Origin of the sequence: Serratia sp. LS-1, from assembly GCF_003719595.1 — a bacterium.
In the GTDB taxonomy this organism is placed as follows: domain Bacteria; phylum Pseudomonadota; class Gammaproteobacteria; order Enterobacterales; family Enterobacteriaceae; genus Serratia; species Serratia ureilytica.
Map to the genome: position 1 here is coordinate 3,779,891 of NZ_CP033504.1, position 19,298 is coordinate 3,799,188.

The 19,298-nt window shown below is 62.6% G+C and carries 15 protein-coding genes and 1 riboswitch; of the genes, 6 read left to right on the plus strand and 9 right to left on the minus strand.

The features are described 5' to 3' along the window. Positions 1 to 53 precede the first annotated feature (53 nt). On the plus strand, positions 54 to 2,003 hold the full coding sequence (gene dhaR / locus EDY99_RS18005) for a dihydroxyacetone kinase operon transcriptional regulator DhaR (RefSeq protein ID WP_123061975.1): 1,950 nt from the start codon (positions 54 to 56) through the stop codon (positions 2,001 to 2,003). Here the strand turns inward: dhaR and dhaM are convergent. From dhaM to EDY99_RS18025, 4 genes are read right to left on the minus strand one after another with little or no spacing between them, the layout of a single operon-like run. Continuing rightward, on the minus strand, positions 2,000 to 3,430 hold the full coding sequence (gene dhaM, locus EDY99_RS18010) for a dihydroxyacetone kinase phosphoryl donor subunit DhaM (RefSeq protein WP_033644605.1): 1,431 nt from the start codon (positions 3,428 to 3,430) through the stop codon (positions 2,000 to 2,002). The two genes, dhaR and dhaM, sit on opposite strands and share 4 nt — an antisense overlap. Before the next feature lie 11 nt (positions 3,431 to 3,441). Next, complete coding sequence (gene dhaL, locus EDY99_RS18015) at positions 3,442 to 4,074, minus strand: dihydroxyacetone kinase subunit DhaL (RefSeq protein ID WP_033644604.1); 633 nt, start codon at positions 4,072 to 4,074, stop codon at positions 3,442 to 3,444. 9 nt (positions 4,075 to 4,083) lie between these two features. Continuing rightward, on the minus strand, positions 4,084 to 5,154 hold the full coding sequence (gene dhaK, locus EDY99_RS18020) for a dihydroxyacetone kinase subunit DhaK (protein WP_033644603.1): 1,071 nt from the start codon (positions 5,152 to 5,154) through the stop codon (positions 4,084 to 4,086). 50 nt (positions 5,155 to 5,204) lie between these two features. Then, on the minus strand, positions 5,205 to 6,305 hold the full coding sequence (locus EDY99_RS18025; RefSeq protein ID WP_046687824.1) for a glycerol dehydrogenase: 1,101 nt from the start codon (positions 6,303 to 6,305) through the stop codon (positions 5,205 to 5,207). A gap of 353 nt (positions 6,306 to 6,658) precedes the next feature. Between EDY99_RS18025 and EDY99_RS18030 the strand changes: the two genes are divergently transcribed. Both EDY99_RS18030 and EDY99_RS18035 read left to right on the plus strand, forming a co-directional pair. After that, positions 6,659 to 7,327 carry a DUF1190 family protein gene (locus EDY99_RS18030; protein WP_033644601.1) on the plus strand — a complete coding sequence of 223 codons (669 nt, stop codon included), beginning with the start codon at positions 6,659 to 6,661 and terminating at the stop codon, positions 7,325 to 7,327. A 3-nt stretch (positions 7,328 to 7,330) separates the two neighbouring features. Next, on the plus strand, positions 7,331 to 8,491 hold the full coding sequence (locus EDY99_RS18035) for a glutathionylspermidine synthase family protein (RefSeq protein WP_116286654.1): 1,161 nt from the start codon (positions 7,331 to 7,333) through the stop codon (positions 8,489 to 8,491). Between the two features lie 47 nt (positions 8,492 to 8,538). On the opposite strand, the gene ygiD is transcribed toward EDY99_RS18035, so the two are convergent. Continuing rightward, positions 8,539 to 9,321, minus strand: a complete 783-nt coding sequence (ygiD, locus tag EDY99_RS18040; RefSeq protein WP_123061976.1) for a 4,5-DOPA dioxygenase extradiol — start codon at positions 9,319 to 9,321, stop codon at positions 8,539 to 8,541. Positions 9,322 to 9,646: 325 nt separating this feature from the next. On the opposite strand from ygiD, the gene EDY99_RS18045 reads away from it, so the two are divergent. After that, positions 9,647 to 11,179 carry an alkaline phosphatase gene (locus EDY99_RS18045; RefSeq protein ID WP_123061977.1) on the plus strand — a complete coding sequence of 511 codons (1,533 nt, stop codon included), beginning with the start codon at positions 9,647 to 9,649 and terminating at the stop codon, positions 11,177 to 11,179. Between the two features lie 52 nt (positions 11,180 to 11,231). On the opposite strand, the gene ribB is transcribed toward EDY99_RS18045, so the two are convergent. Further along, positions 11,232 to 11,885 carry a 3,4-dihydroxy-2-butanone-4-phosphate synthase gene (ribB, locus tag EDY99_RS18050; RefSeq protein WP_033636071.1) on the minus strand — a complete coding sequence of 218 codons (654 nt, stop codon included), beginning with the start codon at positions 11,883 to 11,885 and terminating at the stop codon, positions 11,232 to 11,234. Positions 11,886 to 11,994: 109 nt separating this feature from the next. Then, a riboswitch (FMN riboswitch) is annotated at positions 11,995 to 12,155 on the minus strand. A 147-nt stretch (positions 12,156 to 12,302) separates the two neighbouring features. On the opposite strand from ribB, the gene EDY99_RS18055 reads away from it, so the two are divergent. Beyond that, positions 12,303 to 12,578 (plus strand): accessory factor UbiK family protein, encoded by a 276-nt coding sequence (locus EDY99_RS18055; RefSeq protein ID WP_004937216.1) that lies wholly within the window; start codon positions 12,303 to 12,305, stop codon positions 12,576 to 12,578. 51 nt (positions 12,579 to 12,629) lie between these two features. Here the strand turns inward: EDY99_RS18055 and hldE are convergent, their stop codons facing one another. The 3 genes from hldE to EDY99_RS18070 form a co-directional block, all read right to left on the minus strand. Further along, positions 12,630 to 14,060, minus strand: a complete 1,431-nt coding sequence (gene hldE / locus EDY99_RS18060; RefSeq protein WP_033644597.1) for a bifunctional D-glycero-beta-D-manno-heptose-7-phosphate kinase/D-glycero-beta-D-manno-heptose 1-phosphate adenylyltransferase HldE — start codon at positions 14,058 to 14,060, stop codon at positions 12,630 to 12,632. Between the two features lie 77 nt (positions 14,061 to 14,137). Beyond that, the gene (glnE, locus tag EDY99_RS18065) at positions 14,138 to 16,975 is read right to left on the minus strand and encodes a bifunctional [glutamate--ammonia ligase]-adenylyl-L-tyrosine phosphorylase/[glutamate--ammonia-ligase] adenylyltransferase (protein ID WP_123061978.1); all 2,838 of its coding nucleotides are present in this window, start codon (positions 16,973 to 16,975) and stop codon (positions 14,138 to 14,140) included. 45 nt (positions 16,976 to 17,020) lie between these two features. Further along, a complete protein-coding gene (locus EDY99_RS18070; RefSeq protein WP_033644595.1) occupies positions 17,021 to 18,328 on the minus strand; it encodes an inorganic triphosphatase in 1,308 nt (435 codons plus the stop codon). A 277-nt stretch (positions 18,329 to 18,605) separates the two neighbouring features. On the opposite strand from EDY99_RS18070, the gene EDY99_RS18075 reads away from it, so the two are divergent. After that, complete coding sequence (locus EDY99_RS18075) at positions 18,606 to 19,226, plus strand: TIGR04211 family SH3 domain-containing protein (RefSeq protein WP_033644594.1); 621 nt, start codon at positions 18,606 to 18,608, stop codon at positions 19,224 to 19,226. Positions 19,227 to 19,298 lie beyond the last annotated feature (72 nt).

Here is a 19,298-nt window from a genome sequence, read left to right on the forward strand (position 1 = left end):
CTGCGCCAGGTGATATCATCGTCACTCTCGTTTTCGCAGTTGGATGAGGTTCGATGGACAACGATTCACGTTGGCAGCAACTGATTAACGACGGCGAACTGCCGCCGCCGCGGCGCCCGACGCCGGCGGTGTACGCCTCCTGGCTGCGTTGCCGCAGCCTGATGCAGCCCGATGTCTGGCAAGCGCCGCACCGTGCGCAGGGCGCCACCTTCGAATCGATTTGCCGCCGCAAGAACGATCTGCTGACGCTCGGCCAGGCGGCGCTGGAAGACGCCTGTGAATACATGGAGCCGCGGCGTTGCCTGCTGATGATCCTCGATGAGAGCGGCTGCATGCTGTGGCGCTGCGGCGACGCCCAAACCTGGGAGCATCTGCAGCAACTGGGATTCGCCCCCGGCGCTTACTGGGCCGAAGGACAGATAGGCACCAATGCCCCGGCGCTGGCGGCGGCGGAAGGCCACCCGGTGCGGGTGAGCGGTGAAGAACACGTGCGCCGAGCGCTGCACGGCTGGTCGTTCTGCGCCACACCGGTCTACGACAACAGCGGCCGCCAGCGCGGCTCGATCGCGCTGGGCTGCCTGCTGGCCGACTGCGCCGCCGGCGATCTGTCGCTGACGCTGGCCATCGCCCGCGAAATCGGCAACTCGCTGAACGCCGACGGCCTGCTGGCGGAATCCAACCGCCATCTGAATCAGCTTTACGGCCTGCTGGACGGCGTGGACGACGGCGTTATGGCCTGGGATCACCGCGGCTACCTGCAATACATCAACCAACGCGCCGCCGGCCTGCTGAAGCTGGACGAACAGCAGAGCCAGGGCAAACCGTTGGCGCAGCTGTTGACGCTGCCCGCGCTGCTCAAGCGCGCCATCGCCGATCGCCAACCGCTGCAACACGTCGAAGTCACCTTCGAAAGCCAGCGGCAGTTTATCGCCGCCTTGCTGACGCTCAAGCCGATTTTCGACGGCGATCGCTGCAGTTTCATCGCCCTGCTGCACCCGCTCGAACGGCTGCGCCAATATGTCAGCAGCCAGCTGGGGCGCGTCAGCCACAGCTTCGAACAGATGCCTTCCGCCTCGCTGGAAATGCGGCGACTGATCCGTTACGGGCAGCAGGCGGCCAAAGGCCAGCATCCGATCCTGTTGTGCGGAGAAGAAGGCGTTGGCAAAGAGCTGCTCAGCCAGGCTATCCACAACGCCGGCGAACGCGCCGCCGGGCCGTATATCGCCCTCAACTGCCAACTGCTGCCGCAGGCGCAGGGGCTGCGTGAGCTGCTGGGCAGCGACGCCAGCGAAGAAGAGGCGGGCCAGCTCAGTAAATTCGAATTGGCTAACGGCGGCACGCTGTACCTGGAACAGATCGAATACCTGCCGGCGGAGATGCAGTCGGCGCTGCTGCAGGTGCTGAAAACCGGCGTGGTGATCCGCCTCAATTCCAGCCGGGTGATCCCGGTCGATGTGCGGGTGATCGCCGGCAGCGCCGCCGACCTGCCGCTGCTGGTGCAGCAAAACCGCTTCCGCCGCCAGCTGTTTTACAGCCTGCAGGCGTTCGAGATCCAAATCCCGCCGCTGCGTCAGCGGCTGAGCGATATTCCGCTGCTGGTCAAACACCATCTGCGCACGCTGGAGCAACATTTTCAGTGTCGCTTCCGGGTGGATGACGAGGTGATGGCTCAGCTGGCGCTCTATCTGTGGCCGGGCAACGATTTGGAACTGAAAGGGGTGGTGGAGCGCGCGGCAATGATTTGCCACGGCCACCACATCCAGCTGGCGGACCTGCCGGCGCACCTGCTCGGCCAACCGTCGCTGCTGGAAAGCGATCCGCAGCCCGGCGCGCCGCTGTTGACGCTGACGGACATGGAGCGCCAGGCGATCCTGCGGGCGGCGACCGTCAGCCGCGGCCAACTGACGGAAATGGCGCAGTTGCTGGGCATCGGCCGCACCACGCTGTGGCGGAAGATCAAACAACACGGGATCGACATCCGCCAGTTCAAGCTGCGCGCCTAGTGGCTGAGCTGCAACACCCCACGCGCGGCGTCCAGCATCGCCTTCTGGCCGCTGCGGGTTTTGCTCAGGCAATCCTGCATGCCGACCACCATCGGAATGCCCATCGCCTTCGCCAGAATGGCGCTGTGCGAGAGGGCATTGCCGCCGCTCAGGCAGATGCCGAGCACCAGTCGGCGATCCAGCATCACTACCTCTGAGGGCATCAGCTCATCCATCACCAGTATTGACGGCTCTGCGAGCGCAATGGTCGGCAGCGGCTGCCCCTGCAGGTGGCACAGCGTGCGGCGCAGCATGTCGCGCACGTCCAGTTCGCGCGCCCGCATGTAGTCGTCATCCAACTCGCGGTACTCTTCGGCGATCGCCTCCAGCACCTGCCGCCAGGCCTGCTCGGCGCTGCACAACTGCTGCGCAATGCGGGTGTAAGCCGCCTGCTGCAGATCCGGATCGTCCAGCAGCATGCTGTGGGCGCCGAAGATAGCCGCCTGCGGCTTGCCGATCAGCGTGCCGGTGCGCTCCGCCAGCCGGTTGAGATCGCTCAACGTGTGCTGCAGCGCCTCCCGCAGGCGTTGCTGTTCGCCCAACACCTCGTCCGCGCCGATCCGGCGCTCGGCGGCTGACGGCCAGACACTGCGGGCCTGGAACACCGGCCCGCTGGTGACGCTTTCCGCCACCGGAATGCCGTGCAGCGAAGGCTGCTGCCGCTCGGAGACCGTCTCGCCGAAATGCTGCTCCGCCAGCGTTTTGAACGCCGCCAGCGCCTCGTCCGCCTGCGCGCCGTCGGCGATCAAACGGATGGTGTCGCCGTGGCGCACCTGCAGCAGCGCCAGCTGATTGAGGCTGCGCGGATCGACGCACTGCCCCTGTTTTTCCAGCACCAGCTCAGCCTTGAACGGCGCCAGCGCTTCGACCAGCCGCGCCGCCGGGCGCGCGTGCAGTCCGTGCGGGTTCTGCACCGTCCAGGTTGCGCTTTTGCCCTGCGCCAGCGGCAAGGCCGCGCGCTTCGCGGCCGGTGAAGCCTCGCCCAATTGCGCCTGCTTGGCCTGCAGCGCCCCCTGCGCCTCCGCCACCACCTGCTCCAGCGAAGCGCCGGAGTTGGCGGCCACCACCGCCGCCAGCGTGCCTTCGATCAGCGGCGCGGCGCACAGCCGCACCTTGGCGGCCAACTCCGGATCCAGCAGATCGAGCGCGGTTTCGGCACTGAGCAGCGCGCTGCCCAGATCCATCAGCACCAGAATGCCATCGCCGTCGGCGACCGCTTCGATCGCCTCCATGACGTTGACCGCGTCGGTACCGATCGGGTGCTCCTCGTCATCCACGCCCGCCGCCAGCGCCAACTTGCAGCCGTCGCCGCGCATCATCTGCCGCGCCAGTTGTTCAACGCCGCGCGCCAGCAACGCGCTGTGCGACACCACCACGATATTAATCATCTCGCCTCCTGCTAACTGCCGGCGACCTCGGCCAGCGTTTTCATCATCAGCATCACCGAAGTGGCGCCGGGATCCTGGTGGCCGATGCTGCGCTCGCCCAGGTAACTGGCCCGCCCCTTGCGCGCCTGCATGGTGATGGTGCTCTCCACCGCCCGCTCGGCGCTGTCGGCGGCGCGCTGCAGCGCCTCCGCCACGCTCAGGTTCTGCTGCGCGGACTGGCCGAGGCTTTCCACCACCGGCCACCAGGCATCGCACATGGTCTTGTCGCCCGGCTCCGCCTTGCCGCGCATCACCACGCCTTCCACCCCTTCCTGCATCATTTGATGCAGCTCCGCCAGATCCAGGCTTTGCTTGGCGTTCGCCGCCTGCGCCGCGCGGATGAAGAAGGTGCCGAACAGCGGACCGCTGGCGCCGCCTACGCTCGACAGCAGCGTCATGCCGGTGTTTTTCAGGATAAAGCCGATATCCTTGTCCGCCACCGACGGCAGCTTTTCCACCACCTTATTGAAACCGCGATTCATGTTCAGGCCGTGGTCGGCATCGCCGATCTCGGTGTCCAGTTGGGTAAGAAAATCGCGCTCTCGGCTGAACACTTCGCCGCAACGCATCAGCCAATCGACGACCTGTGGTTTGGTCAACGCCATAATTCCTCCTCAGCAACCCCAACGCAGCGCAGGCGTTTTCACCGGCGCATCCCACAAGGACAACAGTTCGTCGTCCACGTTCAACAACGTGATGGACACGCCCTGCATATCGAGCGAAGTGCAATACGCGCCCACCAGGTTGCGTTCGATGATGATGCCCGCCTCGGCGCAGCGCTCCGCCAGCCGATGGTACACGCCGTACAGCTCGGACAGCGGCGTGGCGCCCAGGTTGTTGACCAACGCGATCACCCGATCGCCGCGCGTCAGCGGCTGCTTGGTCTGCATCTCGTCGCGCCACTCACCCTGTTGGCGATCCCAGACGCGGATCGTGCGCTGATAGTGGCCGTGGTCGATCAGCGTATGGAACATGTCATCCACCGCCGCGTTGAGCGTGGTGAACGGACGGCGCGCAATGCCCGGCTCGCCGTGAATGCCGACGCCGAACTCCATCTCGTTCTCCGCCAGGGTGAATGACGGTTTGCCGGCGGCGGGGACGGTACAGGCGCCCAGCGCGATACCGATCGAATGCCCGTGGTTGTTGATGCGATGCCCCAGCGTCACCACGCTGTCCAGATCGTCGCCGCGCGCCGCGGCGGCGCCCAGCAATTTCTCCATCAGCACGGTGTTGGCCACCCCGCGCCGCCCGGCGGTAAACAGGCTGTCCTTGACCGCCACGTCGTCATCCACCAGCACCGTCGCCACCGCGACGCCGCTGTCGTGCAGCAGCTCGGTGGCGGTTTCGAAGTTGAGCACGTCGCCGGTGTAGTTCTTGATCAGCAGCAGTACCCCGGCGCCGCCGTCGATCGCCTGACCGCACTCGTACATTTTATCCGGCGTCGGCGAGGTGAAAATCTCGCCCGGACAGGCGCCGTCGAGCATCCCTTCACCGACGAAACCGCAGTGCATCGGCTCGTGGCCGCTGCCGCCGCCGGACAGAATTGCCACTTTGCCCGCTACCGGCGCGTCGGCGCGGGTGACGAACGCCGGATCCGCATGCACCAGCAACTCGGGATGAGCCTCCGCCAGCCCCTGCAACTGCTCTTCCAACACCGACTCGACCTGATTAATCAGTTTTTTCACGATGGTTTCCTCTGTAAGCCAGGGGCGCGGCGCACCGCGCCCCAACGGTATCAATGACGCAGCAGCCAGGCGGCGCCGAGCCGATCCGCCGTCAGGATCGCCGCCTGCACGCCGGCAGGGGTGACCTTGAACGGCATGTTGTGAATGGTTTCGCCGGCGGCGCAGCTGGCCTCGGCCACCGCCATCGTCTTCGTCGCCGCGTCGCCGGTAACGCCCATCTGCGCCAGCGTGATCGGCAAGCCGATGCCATGACAAAACGCCAGCACGGTTTCAATCTGCGCCATAGGGCTGTTCTGCAGCACCAGCTGCACCAGGGTGCCGAACGCCACTTTTTCGCCGTGATAGAGGTGGTGACACTCCTCCAGCACGGTGAAACCGTTGTGAATGGCGTGCGCCGCCGCCAGCCCGCTGCTCTCGAAGCCGATGCCGCTCAGATACGTATTGGCCTCAATGATGCGTTCCACCGCTTCCGTCACCACGCCGGCCTCGACCGCCAGCTTGGCCTTCACCCCTTCGGCCAGCAGCGTGTCGTAGCACAGCCGCGCCAGACTGAGCGCCGCCAGCGTCGATTTGCCGCCGGCCATGCTGGTGGCCTGAGCGTCGAAGCAGGCCTGCGCTTCGAAATAGGTGGAGAGCGCGTCGCCCATGCCGGCTACCAGCAGGCGCACCGGCGCTTTGGCGATGATGGCGCTGTCCATCACTACCATGTCCGGGTTGCGCGGGTAGATCAGGTATTCGGCGAATTCGCCCTGTTCGGTGTAGATAACCGACAGCGCGCTGGTCGGCGCATCGGTGGAGGCGATGGTGGGAATGAGCACCACCGGCAGCCGTTGGTAGTGGGCGACGGCCTTGGCGGTGTCGAGCGTCTTGCCGCCGCCGACGCCGATCACCCCGCGGCAGCCGTGGGTCTGCAGCTCGCGGCCAAGCCGGTCTATCTCTTTACGGCAGCACTCGCCGTTGAAGCGGGCCGCATGATGTTTCACGCCGTGCTGCTGCAGGCTGCCCATCAGGGTGTCTCCCGCCAACTGCATCACGAAGTCGTCGGCGATCACGAAATAATGGTCGGCGAGGGATTTGGCGTATTCGCCGACGGCGGCCAGCGCATTGGCGCCCTGAATGTATTTGCCTGGTGACTGGATGATTCTCAACATAACCGGATCCTTGTAGGGAGTTGGCGATGGTAACGTTCAGATATCAGGTGATGACGCGCCGACTTCGCCGCCGGCTTGTTGTTGTGCTTCGACTATGAGCGCCTGCCGCCCGCCTGGCGAGCCACGCGATTTTTGTTCCATTATGGAACATCATCATAGCGATAACGTTTCATGATGAAACGCCAATGCGCGTTTTTTCGCCGCGAAAGCGAACTGGCGCACACCCCAACGTATAACTGCGTAAAGAGTGGATTCTGCGGGCGTTTCAGCTTTAATTTTGACCATGTTTCCCCTATCCTTAGCGCCACTACTGGGAAAGGGCGAAAACAGCCCGCATGATGGGATTGATAACGATGAAACGGACAAAAAACATCAACCAAGAGACGTTCCGCAAATCCTGGCGCAGCTACCGTGTCGCGCCCGTGGCTTTGGCGATCAGCGCCGTCTTTATGCTGGCCGGCTGCGAGAAGAGCGATGAAACGGTCTCCCTGTATCAGAATGCCGATGACTGTTCGCGCGCCAACCCTTCGATGAGCGAGCAGTGCACCACCGCCTACAACAACGCCCTGAAAGAAGCGGCGAAAACCGCGCCGAAATACGCCACCCGCGAAGACTGCGTCGCCGAGTTCGGCGAAGCGCAGTGCACCCAGGCGCCGGCTCCGGCGCAGGCCGGCATGGCGGCGGAATCGCAAAGCAGCGGCAGCTTCTGGATGCCGCTGATGGCGGGCTACATGATGGGCCGCCTGATGGGCGGTTCCGGCTTCGCGCAGCAGCCGCTGTTCACCTCCAAGAACGCCGCCAGCCCGGCGAACGGCAAGTTTGTCGACGCCAGCGGCAAGAGCTACGGCCCGGCCACCGCCGGCGGCCGCACCATGACGGTGCCGAAAACCGCCATGGCGCCGAAGCCTGCGGTCACCAACACCGTGACCCGCGGCGGTTTCGGCGAGACCGTGGCCAAGCAGACCAGCATGCAGCGCAGCAGCGCCACCTCCAACTCCGGCTCTCGCAGCATGGGCGGTTGATGCATGAAACGTATTGCCATTACCGAGCGCCCGGACTGGCGCGAAAAAGCGACCGAGTTCGGCTTCCGTTTCCACACCATGTACGGCGAGCCGTACTGGTGTGAAGACGCCTATTACCAGTTCACGCTGGCGCAGATTGAAGAGATCGAAAATGCCACCGCCGAGCTGCATCAGATGTGCCTGCAGGTGGTGGAGAAAGTGGTCGCCAGCGATGAGCTGATGGCCAAGTTCTGCATCCCGAAACACACCTGGGAATTCGTGCGCAGCTCCTGGCGCACCAACCAGCCATCGCTGTATTCGCGTCTCGATCTGGCCTACGACGGCGTCAATCCGCCGAAGCTGCTGGAGAACAACGCCGATACGCCCACCTCACTGTATGAAGCGGCCTTCTTCCAATGGCTGTGGCTGGAAGACCAGATCAGCGCCGGCAAGCTGGATCCGGAATCGGATCAGTACAACAGCCTGCAGGAGAAACTGATCGAGCGTTTCGCCGAGCTGAAAGCGCATCACGGCTTCGGCCTGTTGCACCTGGCCTGCTGCCAGGACAGCGAAGAAGATCGCGGCACGGTGCAATACCTGCAGGACTGCGCGCAGGAAGCCGGTCTGCCGACCGAGTTCCTGTTCATGGAAGAGATCGGCCTCGGCGAGAAAGGCCAGTTCACCGATCTGCAGGATCAGGTGATCGGCAACCTGTTCAAGCTCTATCCGTGGGAATTCATGCTGCGCGAGATGTTCTCCACCAAGCTGGAAGACGCCGGCGTGCGCTGGCTGGAGCCGGCCTGGAAAAGCATCATCTCCAACAAGGCGCTGCTGCCGCTGCTGTGGGAAATGTTCCCGAATCACCCTAACCTGCTGCCGGCTTATTTCGCGCAAGACGATCATCCGCCGATGGATCATTACGTCACCAAACCGCTGTTCTCACGCGAAGGCGCCAATATCCAGATCGTCGAAAACGGTCAGGAAGTGGCGCGCGTCGATGGGCCGTACGGTGAAGAAGGCATGATCGTGCAGCAGTTCCATCCGCTGCCGAAGTTCGAAGACAGCTACACGCTGATCGGCAGCTGGCTGGTGAACGATCAACCCTGCGGCATCGGCCTGCGCGAAGATCGCGAACTGATCACGCAGGATCTGTCGCGCTTCTATCCGCACACAATCCTCGGCTGATCGCCCCGCTGAAGGCAAAAACGCCAGTCTCTGACTGGCGTTTTTCTTTAGCCCACCTGCACCGACAGCATGCTCAGCGCTCCCATTTCGATACCGTCGATCGGCACGCTGATGGCCTCTTTTCCATCCCAGCCGCCGAGCACATACAGCAATGGCAGATAGTGTTCCGGCGTCGGGTTCGACAGCGCCGCGCCCTCATGGCGCATGAAATCCACCAGCGGGTGGTTATCGCCCCGATAACGCAGGTTATCCCGGACAAAGTTATTGAAAGACTCCGCCCACGGATAGGCGCTGGTATCGCCCTGCCATTTCACCATGCGCAGGTTGTGTACCACGTTGCCGCTGGCGACGATCATCACGCCCTCATCCCGCAGCGCCGCGAGTTTGCGGCCCAGCTCATAGTGGTAAGCCGCCGGCTGAGTGCCGTCGACGCTGAGCTGCACCACCGGGATATCGGCATTGGGATACATCTTGATCAATACGCCCCAGGTGCCGTGATCCAACCCCCACTCGCCGAGATCCGCCGTTACCGGCACCGGCGCCAGAATGTGCTGCAGCTGCGCAGCCAGCGCGGGGGAACCCGGCGCAGGGTAGAGGGTATCAAACAGCGCCTGCGGGAACCCGCCGAAGTCGTGAATGGTTTTGGGTTTTTCCATCGCGGTGACCGCAGTGCCGCGGGTATACCAATGCGCAGAAACCGCCACGATCGCCTTCGGACGCGGCAATGACTCACCCAACGCACGCCATGCCTGGGTGTAGCGGTTGTCTTCCAGCACGTTCATCGGGCTACCGTGGCCAAGAAACAGTGCCGGCATACGAGAGGTGTTCATAGAGCGATCCTTAGTTCAAATTGTGCTATGGCGTTACATTACGCGCTTTGCCGCAGCAACACAGCCGGATAACCGTGATGAAGATATTCAATAAATTTGAATTAAAAATCGCAAAAATGCACCGGCAAACAAAAAGTTAAAAAATGAATGATTTTCAAATGATTAATAAAAATCATGAATACCATGGCATTACTGCCACACAGATCTAAATTGTGAACAATTTATGTATTTTTTGTTAACACAATCGATACACTCCTCCTGCCGTCGACAGGGTGTTGGCAGCCCGTCGGCGCTACGGGAATCACGTCTCACCAAGGAGGAATTCATGTTCAGACTCACACTGGCAACCCGCCTGGCGCTTTCCATGTCCTTGTTAGCCACCGGGGCGGCAGCCGCCAAAGCGACGGACAACGCGCCGCTGACGCAGCGCGAAGACCCTTACTTCCTTCAGGCGCAAGCTCAGCTGCAACAGCGACTGAAACAGACCCCAAACACCAACCGCGCTAAAAACGTCATTCTGGTGGTCGGTGACGGCATGGGGTTTTCCACCGTGACCGCCGCCCGTATTTTTGAAGGACAGCAGCGCGGCGTGGACGGCGAATCCAACGTGCTGGCCTGGGAAGCCTTCCCCTATCTGGCGGCAGCCAAAACCTATTCCGCCGACGCCCAAATCACCGACTCCGCGCCCAGCGCGGTGGCGATGACCACCGGCGTCAAAACCATCAACGATCTGATGGGTCTCAACCATACGGCCGCCCTCAACAACTGCGAGGATCAGCAAACCAAGGCCGTCACCACGCTGTGGGAGATGGCCGCAACGCTCGGCATGTCCACCGGCGCCGTGACGACCGCGACCATTACCCACGCCACGCCGGGCGCCACCTATGCCCATATCGCCAACCGCGACTGGGAGTCTGACGCCAAAATGCCGGCGGATGCCCTGGCCGCAGGCTGCCGCGACATCGCGCGCCAGCTGGTGGAAATGAAATACGGCAACGGCCTGAACGTGGCGATGGGCGGCGGGCGCGCCAACTTCCTGCCCGACAGCATGAGCGATCCGGAATATCCCGGCAAGAAAGGCGCCAGAAGGGACGGCCGTGACCTGACGCAGGCCTGGCTGCAACGCTACGGCGAGCGCGGACAATACGTCTGGAATCAGGCCCAGTTCGACAAAATCGAACCGGGCAACGTCGACCATTTGCTGGCCCTGTTCGAGCCGTCGCACATGAACTTCGAGCATGACCGGCGGCAAGACGCGGCGGGAGAGCCTTCGCTGGCGGAAATGACCGGCAAGGCCATCGATATTTTGGCCAGGAATCCCGAAGGCTATCTGTTGCTGGTGGAAGGCGGGCGCGTCGATCACGGCAGCCATAACGGCAACGCCTACCGCACGCTAAGCGACGCGGTCGCCCTGAACGAGGCGGTGAAAACCATTGTCGGCAAGGTCAACCTGGACGAAACGCTGGTGATCGTGACCGGCGATCACAGCCACACGCTGACCATCGCCGGCTATGCCAAGCGCGGCAATCCTATCCTCGGCATTTCCGTCGGCGTCGACGGTAAACCTCGGCTGGGCAGCGACGGCAAGCCCTACACCACCCTCGGTTTCGCCAACGGCCCCGGCGGCGCGATCCCGCTGACCGAGCGCCCGGCATTGACCATGGAGCAAACCACCGCGCCCGACTTTATTCAGCCGGCGCTGGTGCCGCTGAAAAGCGAGACGCACGGCGGGGAAGATCTCGGCATCTACGCCATCGGCCCCTGGGCACATCTGTTCCAGGGTACGGTTGAGGAGAACTACACCTTCCACGTGATGAATTACGCCAGCCGCATCGGCGAACGCCTGTCAGAACGGTAGATACAAAAAAGCCGCATTACGCGGCTTTTTTATCGTTGAAAGCGGCCGGCTATCAGCTGGCTTTTTTCTCGTGCGCCTGGCGGTAGGCCACCAGATCTTCGATGGTCAGCACCACCATGTCGTGCTGTTTGGCGAAGGCGATCACTTCCGGCGCATGCGCCATGCTGCCATCGTCGTTGGTCAGTTCACACAGCACGCCGGCAGGTTTGAAACCGGCCATGGAGACCAGATCGATGGTCGCTTCGGTGTGGCCGCGACGGCTCAGCACGCCGCCCGGCTGCGCGCGCAGCGGGAACACGTGGCCCGGACGGTTCAGGTCGCTCGGCTTGGCGCTGTCTGCCACCGCCGCACGGATGGTGGTCAGGCGATCGGAAGCGGAAACCCCGGTGGTCACGCCCTGCGCCGCTTCGATGGTCACGGTGAAGGCGGTCTGGAACTGGCTGGAGTTGTTGGTCACCATCATCGGCAGCTCAAGCTGCTGACGACGTTCTTCGGTGATGCACAGGCACACGATGCCGCTACCGTGGCGAATGGTCAGCGCCATCTGCTCAACGGTCATGGTTTCCGCGGCGAAGATCATGTCACCTTCGTTTTCACGGTTTTCATCATCGAGCACCATCACGCCGCGCCCGTTGCGCAGTGCGTCGATCGCGCGTTCAACGCGTTCTGTCGGCGTGCCGAAGTCTGAAAGTAGCGTCTGATTCATGGTAAAAAACCTCATTAAAAATTATGGATTACCAGAACCAGGGCGATCTTGAGGAGTAGCTAGCAATAGCTAAAAAAATAACGCAAGCGGGCGCATGCCCGGCAGATACCGTTACTCTCTCCCATCCGGACTATAACCGTCGGCCCCGGAATTACACCGGATCTGCTGACCTCTAACCGGCCTTTACAGGCTGGCTGAGCGCTCGCGGGCTTTCACCGTAGAAGGTGATTTACCGCCGGTGGGGACTTTCACCCCGCCCTGAGAATAAGCAAGATGACTATAACGCTAATGGATAGACAGGGCAATTGGCAAAAGCACAATTCGGCCACGCGCGGCGAATGCGCTTAATGGTGTTTATCCGGCGGGCAACTCGCATTACACTAAGCGGCAGCTATTAAACTCTGAAAGGGATACGCCATGATTGACCCGAAAAAAATCGAACAAATCGCACGCCAGGTTCATGAGTCCATGCCTAAAGGCGTTCGTGAATTCGGGGAAGACGTTGAGAAAAAAATCCGTCAGGTGCTGCAGTCGCAGTTGACCCGCCTGGATTTGGTTAACCGCGAAGAGTTCGACGTGCAGACTCAGGTGCTGTTGCGCACCCGCGAAAAGCTGGCGCTGTTGGAACAGCGCATGGCCGAGCTGGAAAGCAAGCTGAGCGCGGCGCCGGCCGCCAAACAGGAAGACGAATAATTCCCGCCAAGGGCGCGCACCGCGCGCCCTTGTTCTTTACGTCGCCCGGCGTTAGCCGCGCCCGTCTTTGATCGCTTTGATGATGTTGGTGGTCGACAGGCCGTCTTCAAAGTTCAGCACTTTGACATCGCCGCCGTTGGCCCACACTTCCGCACTGCCGGCAATCTCTTCCGGCTTGTAATCGCCGCCTTTCACCAGCAGATCCGGCAAGATGTCGGCGATCAAGCGCTGCGGCGTGTCCTCCTCGAACGGCACCACCCAATCCACCGCTTCCAGCGCGCCCAGCACAATCATGCGGTTCTCCAGCGCGTTGACCGGGCGTTTTTCCCCTTTCAGGCGTTTGGTCGACGCATCGCTGTTCACCGCCACGATCAGGCGATCGCCCAGCTTGCGAGCATTGGCCAGATAAGAGACGTGGCCGGCATGCAGAATGTCGAAGATGCCGTTGGTCATCACCACTTTTTCGCCGCGCTGACGCGCCTGCGCGACGGCCTGTTTCAACTGCGCTTCGGTCATCACGCCAAAACCGGTCTCGGCGCGGCCGCGCACCGCGTTCTCCAGTTCGATCGGCGACACGGTGGAGGTACCGAGCTTGCCCACCACCACGCCGGCGGCGGCATTGGCCAGGAAACAGGACTCTTCCAGCGAGTTGCCGGCGGCCAGCGAGGCGGCCAGCACGCCGATCACGGTGTCGCCGGCGCCGGTCACATCGAACACTTCCTGCGCCTGGGTCGGCAAGTGCAGCGGCTCAACGCCCGGCTGTAGCAGCGTCATGCCGTGTTCGGAACGGGTAACCAGCAGCGCCGACAGCTCGAAATCCGCCACCAGCTTCATGCCGCGTTCCACCAGTTCCGCTTCATCCTTACAGTGGCCCACCACCGCTTCGAACTCGGACAGGTTCGGCGTCAGCAGCGTCGCGCCGCGATAGCGCTCGAAATCGGATCCTTTCGGATCGATCAGCACCGGCACCTTGGCGGCGCGCGCCAGTTGGATCATGCCCTGCACCTGGCTGAGCGCGCCCTTGGCGTAATCGGACAGCACCAGCGCGCCGATCTGCGGCAGCGCCTGCTGAATGCGCTCCAGCATCGGCTGCGGATCAACGTTGGAGAAGCCTTCTTCGAAGTCGAGACGGATCAGTTGCTGGTTGCGCGACAGCACGCGCAGCTTGGTAATGGTCGGATGGGTCGGCACCGAGACGAAGTCGCAGCGCACGTTGACTTCATTCAGCTTGGCGCTCAGCGCCCGCGCCGCATCGTCGATGCCGGTCAGGCCCACCAGACGGGAAGTGGCGCCCAGCGAAGCGATGTTCATCGCCACGTTAGCCGCGCCGCCGGGACGCTCTTCGATGGTATCGACCTTGACCACCGGCACCGGGGCTTCCGGTGAAATGCGGCTGGTCGGCCCATACCAATAGCGATCCAACATGACGTCACCGACCACCAGCACACCGGCGCGGCGAAAATCAGGCAGCGTAACTTTCATCCGATAACTCCAAAAAAGAACAAAATTTTAGTGGCGCAGATATTACCACAGACCGCCGGAATACCCGCAAAAAGGTATTAATCCAGCCATTTGACCCAGCTGGCGCGCACCTGCTCGCGCTCGGCGGCAAACAGCCCGCTGCCGACCTTGCCGGAATGTTCCTGCAGCGCCAGGTGGTGGATCTCGTCGCGCATGGTGACATAGGCCTGGGTCAGCGCGCGCGCCTCCTCTTCCGGCATAATGTCGTAATTGGCCATCAGCTCGAAGATGCGCACGTTGTCCGACCAACGCGTCAGACGCGGTTCACCCGGCGCATAGCGTAAGACCAGATATTGGGCGATAAATTCGATGTCGGTAATGCCGCCCTCATCGGCCTTGATATCAAACAGATCGCGCTGCTTGTTGCCGAGATGGTTGCGCATCTTTTCGCGCATCTCGCGCACTTCGCGCTTCAGGGTCTGCGCATCGCGCGTTTTGCACAGGATCTCGCGCCGGATCGCGTCGAACTGCTGATGCAGCGCCGGATCGCCGTGCACGATGCGCGCGCGCACCAGAGCCTGATGCTCCCAGGTCCAGGCTTCGTTTTGCTGGTAGTCGGCGAACGCCTCGACGGTGCTGACCAGCATCCCCGCGGCGCCGGAAGGCCGCAGGCGCGCGTCCACCTCATACAGAATGCCCGAGGACGTGCGGGTGCTGAACAGATGCATCACCCGCTGCGCCAGCCGCAGGTAGAACTGGCGGCCGTCGATGCAGCGATCGCCGTCGGTCATCACCTCCGGCGGGCAATCCAACAGGAACACCAGATCGAGATCGGAACTGTACCCCAGCTCCCAGCCGCCCAGTTTGCCATAGCCGATCACCGCAAAGCCGCGCCCCTCCCGCTCCTGCAAATGGGTGGGCTGGCCATAGCGCGCCACCATGTCGCTCCAGGCCTGTTGCACCACCGCGTCGATGATCGCCTCAGCCAGATAAGTCAGGTGATCGCTCACTTTCATCACCGGCAGCGCGCCGGCGATATCCGCAGCGGCGATGCGCAGCTGCTGAGCCTGTTTGAACTGACGCAGCGCCTCCAGCTTTTGCTCTTCGTCGTCTTCCGGCACCCGCAGCAGATACTGCCGCAGCTCGCTGCGGTAGGCGTCCAGCGCCACCGGCTGATACAGCGTGGCCGGATCCAGCAGCTCGTCCAGCAGCAGCGGGTAACGCGACAGCTGGTTGGCGACCATCGGCGACGCGGCGCACAGGCGGATCAGATGGCTGAGCGCCGCATGGTACTCCACCAGCAACTCGAGATAGGTAGTGCGGGTGACGATGCTCAGCAGCAGCTGCGCCAGCCGCACCAGCGCGGTCGGCGCGTCTTGCCGCGGGCATACCTCCGCCAGCAGGCGCGGCATCAGCTGATCGAGCACGTCGCGGCCGCGCGGGCCGATGGTGCGCTTGTCGACGTCGTGACGAAAATCGGCGATGGTGCGCAGCATCTGTCGACGTGCCTCTTCGTCAAGGTGCGGCGTCAGCGGCGCCAGCTCGTTCTCCTCCAGTGCGTCTTGCCACAGGCTGTGATAGTGCTGGTAATCGGGATCTTCGCCGACATCCGGGCTATCGTCGCCGATCAGGTCGTCGAACACCGCGCGCACCGCCTGCATGTGCACGTCCAGCGCCGCCATCAGCGCCGGCCAATCCGCCAACCCCATGCCGTAGGCCAACCGGGCCTGATCGAGCGCCTCCTGCGGCAGCGTCTGGGTTTGCTGATCGCCGATCGCCTGCAGCAGGTTCTCCAGCCGCCGCAGGAACAGGTAGGCGGCGCTCAGCGCCCGCACCTGCTTGCTTTCCAGCAGCCCCAGCTCGCCCACCGCCTGCAGCGTCGGCAGCAGCGAACGCCCCTGCAGCGCCGGTTCACGGCCGCCGCGGATCAGCTGGAATACCTGGGTGATGAATTCGATTTCGCGAATGCCGCCGGCGCCCAGCTTGATGTTGTCCTTCAGGCCGCGCCGCCGCACTTCACGGGCGATCATGCCCTTCATGTTGCGCAGAGACTGAATGACGCTGAAATCAATGTAACGACGGAACACGAACGGCCGCAGCGTTTTACGCAGCTCCTGGCTGTAGGCGTCTTCCGCCCCGCCCATCAGGCGCGCCTTCACCATCGCATAGCGTTCCCAGTCGCGCCCCTGTTCCTGGTAGTAATCCTCCAGCGCCGCAAAGCTCATCACCAACGGGCCGCTGTCGCCGAACGGCCGCAGCCGCATGTCCACGCGATAGACGAAGCCATCGATGGTCTGTTGATCCAGCGCCTTGATCAGCCGCTGGCCGAGACGGGTGAAGAACTGGGCGTTATCCAGCTCGCGCCGCCCGCCCTGGGTTTGACCATTTTCCGGGTAAGCGAAGATCAGATCGATGTCCGACGAGAAGTTCAGTTCGCCGCCGCCCAGCTTGCCCATGCCGAGGACCAGCAGCGGCTGCGGTTCGCCGTCGGCATTGCACGGCGTGCCCCACTCGCGGCAACAGGTTTGGTACAGCCAGTCGCGCGCGCTGACGATCAGCGTCTCCGCCAGCCCGCTCAGCTGCAGCAACGTTTCTTCGGTCGAACACAGCCCCTGCGCCTGCGCCCAGGCGATGCGCACCAGCGTTTCGCGGCGAAACAGACGCAGCGTGCGCATCAGTTGCGCTTCGTCGCGCACCTCTTCCAGCTCGTCCTGCAACCAGGCGGCGTAGTGTTGCCACTCGCCAGGCGCCGGCGGCTGTTCGCGCAGCGTCGCCAGCCAGGCCGGCTGGGCGAGCAGCGCGTCGCTGACGAAGTCGCTCGACGCCAGCACCCACTGCTCTTGCTCGCTAAAGGCGCAGTCCGCGCCGTGAACTTCCTGAAAACGCTGCACAACCTGCTGTGCCTGAGCCTGTAACGCGGCTGAAAGTGGCGACATAGTGTATGACCCGTTCTGCGGCCCACGGCTGGCGGGCCGGCTGGATTAACGAAGCGCGCCGTTTAACCAGAATGGCGCATGCGATAAGGCCTGTTTGCGGCTGGCTTCATACCAGCCCTGGCGGCGCTCGCTCAGCGCCGCCTGCAGCTCGCGCCAGGCGTCGATATAAGGCTCGGTCTGCTCGTCGGGGTAAGCACCCGACAGCAGGACCAGCGCCGAAATCTGACGCGTCAGGCGCGGCAATTGTTCCTGATATTCATCTTCGTTCAGCGTACGGCTGAAGGCTTCTTTCAGCTCCGCGCCGCTGCGCCCCAGCATGATGTCGCTGAAGCGTTTGAAAGAACCGTCCAGTTTGGCCTGCCCTTTGGCGTCGATAAACGGCCGCCAGGCGCCGCGCACCAGCCATGATGTGAGCGCCAACTTACATTGCAGATAGGCCGCGCTGTAGCACAGGCTTTCCGGTTGCGCGGCTTTGTCCGCCAACAGCGGTTCGAGCTCGGTCAGGCGGGCGCGCAGATCGGCGCTGGCCTTGCGCGGCACCAGGCCGCCGAAGATCACCAGCGCCTGGCGGATGGTGCCGACCGCTTCGAGGACCGCCCCGCGCGCCTGCGCATCGCCGCGCAGCCACAGCTCCTCATGGTACTGCCAATGGTTGAGCGCCAGCTCGAAGGCGGCGATCATCCCCTGCTCCACGGTCGCCTTCGCCGCCGGCTTCAGCACCCGCAGCGGGCGCACCTCGCGCGGCGGATTGCCCTGCGCCAGGTGGTAGCCGCGCGCCGCCTTGCTCAGGCTGCCCTGACGCAGCCCGCCATGGGCCGCCAGCTCGCCGGCCAACGCCAGCAGATCGGCGGTGTTGCCTTTCAGCAGCTCCAGTTCGATCTCACTGAGGGCTTCGCTGAGGTCACCGGCGCGCACCTCTCCCTGATCCAAACCAATCTCGATTTCGCTTTGGCCGTAAGTGACCACCCACTTTTCACGCGCAAAGTCGGTACGGAACAGCGGCTGCAACGCCTGCTGCAGCGCCGCGATATCACAATCCTGTGGCCAGATGTCGGCAGGAAACTGCGCCAGCGCCAGCTGCGGCTCGGCGATAGCGACGTTGTATTCCGGACGTTGGTGCAGGCCGGCCACCACTTTACCGGCGGTTTTGATGGTCATCTCATAACGATCGTCGAAACCGCGAATGCGCAGCCCCATGTCGTGATTGCGCAGGAAGTTATCGGCCGTTTCGAAGTAAATGTTGGTCAGTTTTTGCGGCGCGGAATGCTGATGCGGCCAGGCGGCAAGCCATTGCGGCAGAGCGGCCACCGCTTGCGGCGCGGCGATGAATTTCAGTTCAATTTCAACGGTCATAATTCTTTAACACCAATAAGTTATGCATTCACGTCTGTTTCAGCGCGGCGCGTTCGGCCGCCGCATACTGCCCAATGACGCACAGTTGCCGTTATCTTACCGCGATTCCTGGCGCCTTAACCCTGCTAACTGTAGAAAAAACCTGTTACGTTATAAAACGCCGCGCAACTCACAGAATCAGCCACAGTAAGATAGTTCTCATTCCGGTTTTGGCGTTGCGTCGTCAGACTGAACGCTCTACTATCGTTCCATAAATTCACCAAGAAACGATGAACTAATGCAGAAATTACGCCTGATTTGCCTTGCCGCGCTGAGCTTCAGCATCACTTGGGGCGCACATGCCGAAGATAAACGCTATATCTCCGATGAGTTAAGCACTTACGTCCATAGCGGCCCAGGTAATCAGTACCGTATTGTCGGCACTCTGAACGCCGGTGAAGAAGTCACCCTGCTGAGCGTCAACGACAGCACCAACTACGGCCAAATCCGCGATCCGAAAGGCCGCACCACCTGGATCCCACTCGATCAGCTCAGCCAGACGCCGAGCCTGCGCACCCGCGTGCCCGAGCTGGAACAGCAGGTGAAAACCCTGACCGACAAGCTGGCCAACATCGATAACACCTGGAACCAGCGCACGGCGGAAATGCAGGAAAAAGTCGCGGGCAGCGACAGCACCATCAGCAGCCTGCAGAAGGAAAACCAGGATCTGAAAAACCAGCTGGTGGTCGCGCAGAAGAAGGTTAACGCCGTTAACCTGCAGCTCGACGACAAACAGCGCACCATTATTCTGCAGTGGTTCATGTACGGCGGCGGCGTCGCCGGCGTCGGCTTGCTGCTGGGCCTGCTGTTGCCGCACCTGATCCCGCGCCGCAAGAACAACAATCGCTGGATGAACTGATCTCAGTATCGTTCAGTTTGAGTATGGGCGCCTGCGGGCGCCCTTTTCATTGGCGCCGACATCCCGCGGCCA

Coding starts and splice junctions, on each gene's coding strand:
- dhaR (WP_123061975.1), top strand. CDS start 54: ATGGACAACGATTCACGTTGGCAGCAACTGATTAACGACGGCGAACTG.
- dhaM (WP_033644605.1), bottom strand. CDS start 3,430: ATGATTAATATCGTGGTGGTGTCGCACAGCGCGTTGCTGGCGCGCGGC.
- dhaL (WP_033644604.1), bottom strand. CDS start 4,074: ATGGCGTTGACCAAACCACAGGTCGTCGATTGGCTGATGCGTTGCGGC.
- EDY99_RS18025 (WP_046687824.1), bottom strand. CDS start 6,305: ATGTTGAGAATCATCCAGTCACCAGGCAAATACATTCAGGGCGCCAAT.
- EDY99_RS18030 (WP_033644601.1), top strand. CDS start 6,659: ATGAAACGGACAAAAAACATCAACCAAGAGACGTTCCGCAAATCCTGG.
- EDY99_RS18035 (WP_116286654.1), top strand. CDS start 7,331: ATGAAACGTATTGCCATTACCGAGCGCCCGGACTGGCGCGAAAAAGCG.
- ygiD (WP_123061976.1), bottom strand. CDS start 9,321: ATGAACACCTCTCGTATGCCGGCACTGTTTCTTGGCCACGGTAGCCCG.
- EDY99_RS18045 (WP_123061977.1), top strand. CDS start 9,647: ATGTTCAGACTCACACTGGCAACCCGCCTGGCGCTTTCCATGTCCTTG.
- ribB (WP_033636071.1), bottom strand. CDS start 11,885: ATGAATCAGACGCTACTTTCAGACTTCGGCACGCCGACAGAACGCGTT.
- EDY99_RS18055 (WP_004937216.1), top strand. CDS start 12,303: ATGATTGACCCGAAAAAAATCGAACAAATCGCACGCCAGGTTCATGAG.
- hldE (WP_033644597.1), bottom strand. CDS start 14,060: ATGAAAGTTACGCTGCCTGATTTTCGCCGCGCCGGTGTGCTGGTGGTC.
- glnE (WP_123061978.1), bottom strand. CDS start 16,975: ATGTCGCCACTTTCAGCCGCGTTACAGGCTCAGGCACAGCAGGTTGTG.
- EDY99_RS18070 (WP_033644595.1), bottom strand. CDS start 18,328: ATGACCGTTGAAATTGAACTGAAATTCATCGCCGCGCCGCAAGCGGTG.
- EDY99_RS18075 (WP_033644594.1), top strand. CDS start 18,606: ATGCAGAAATTACGCCTGATTTGCCTTGCCGCGCTGAGCTTCAGCATC.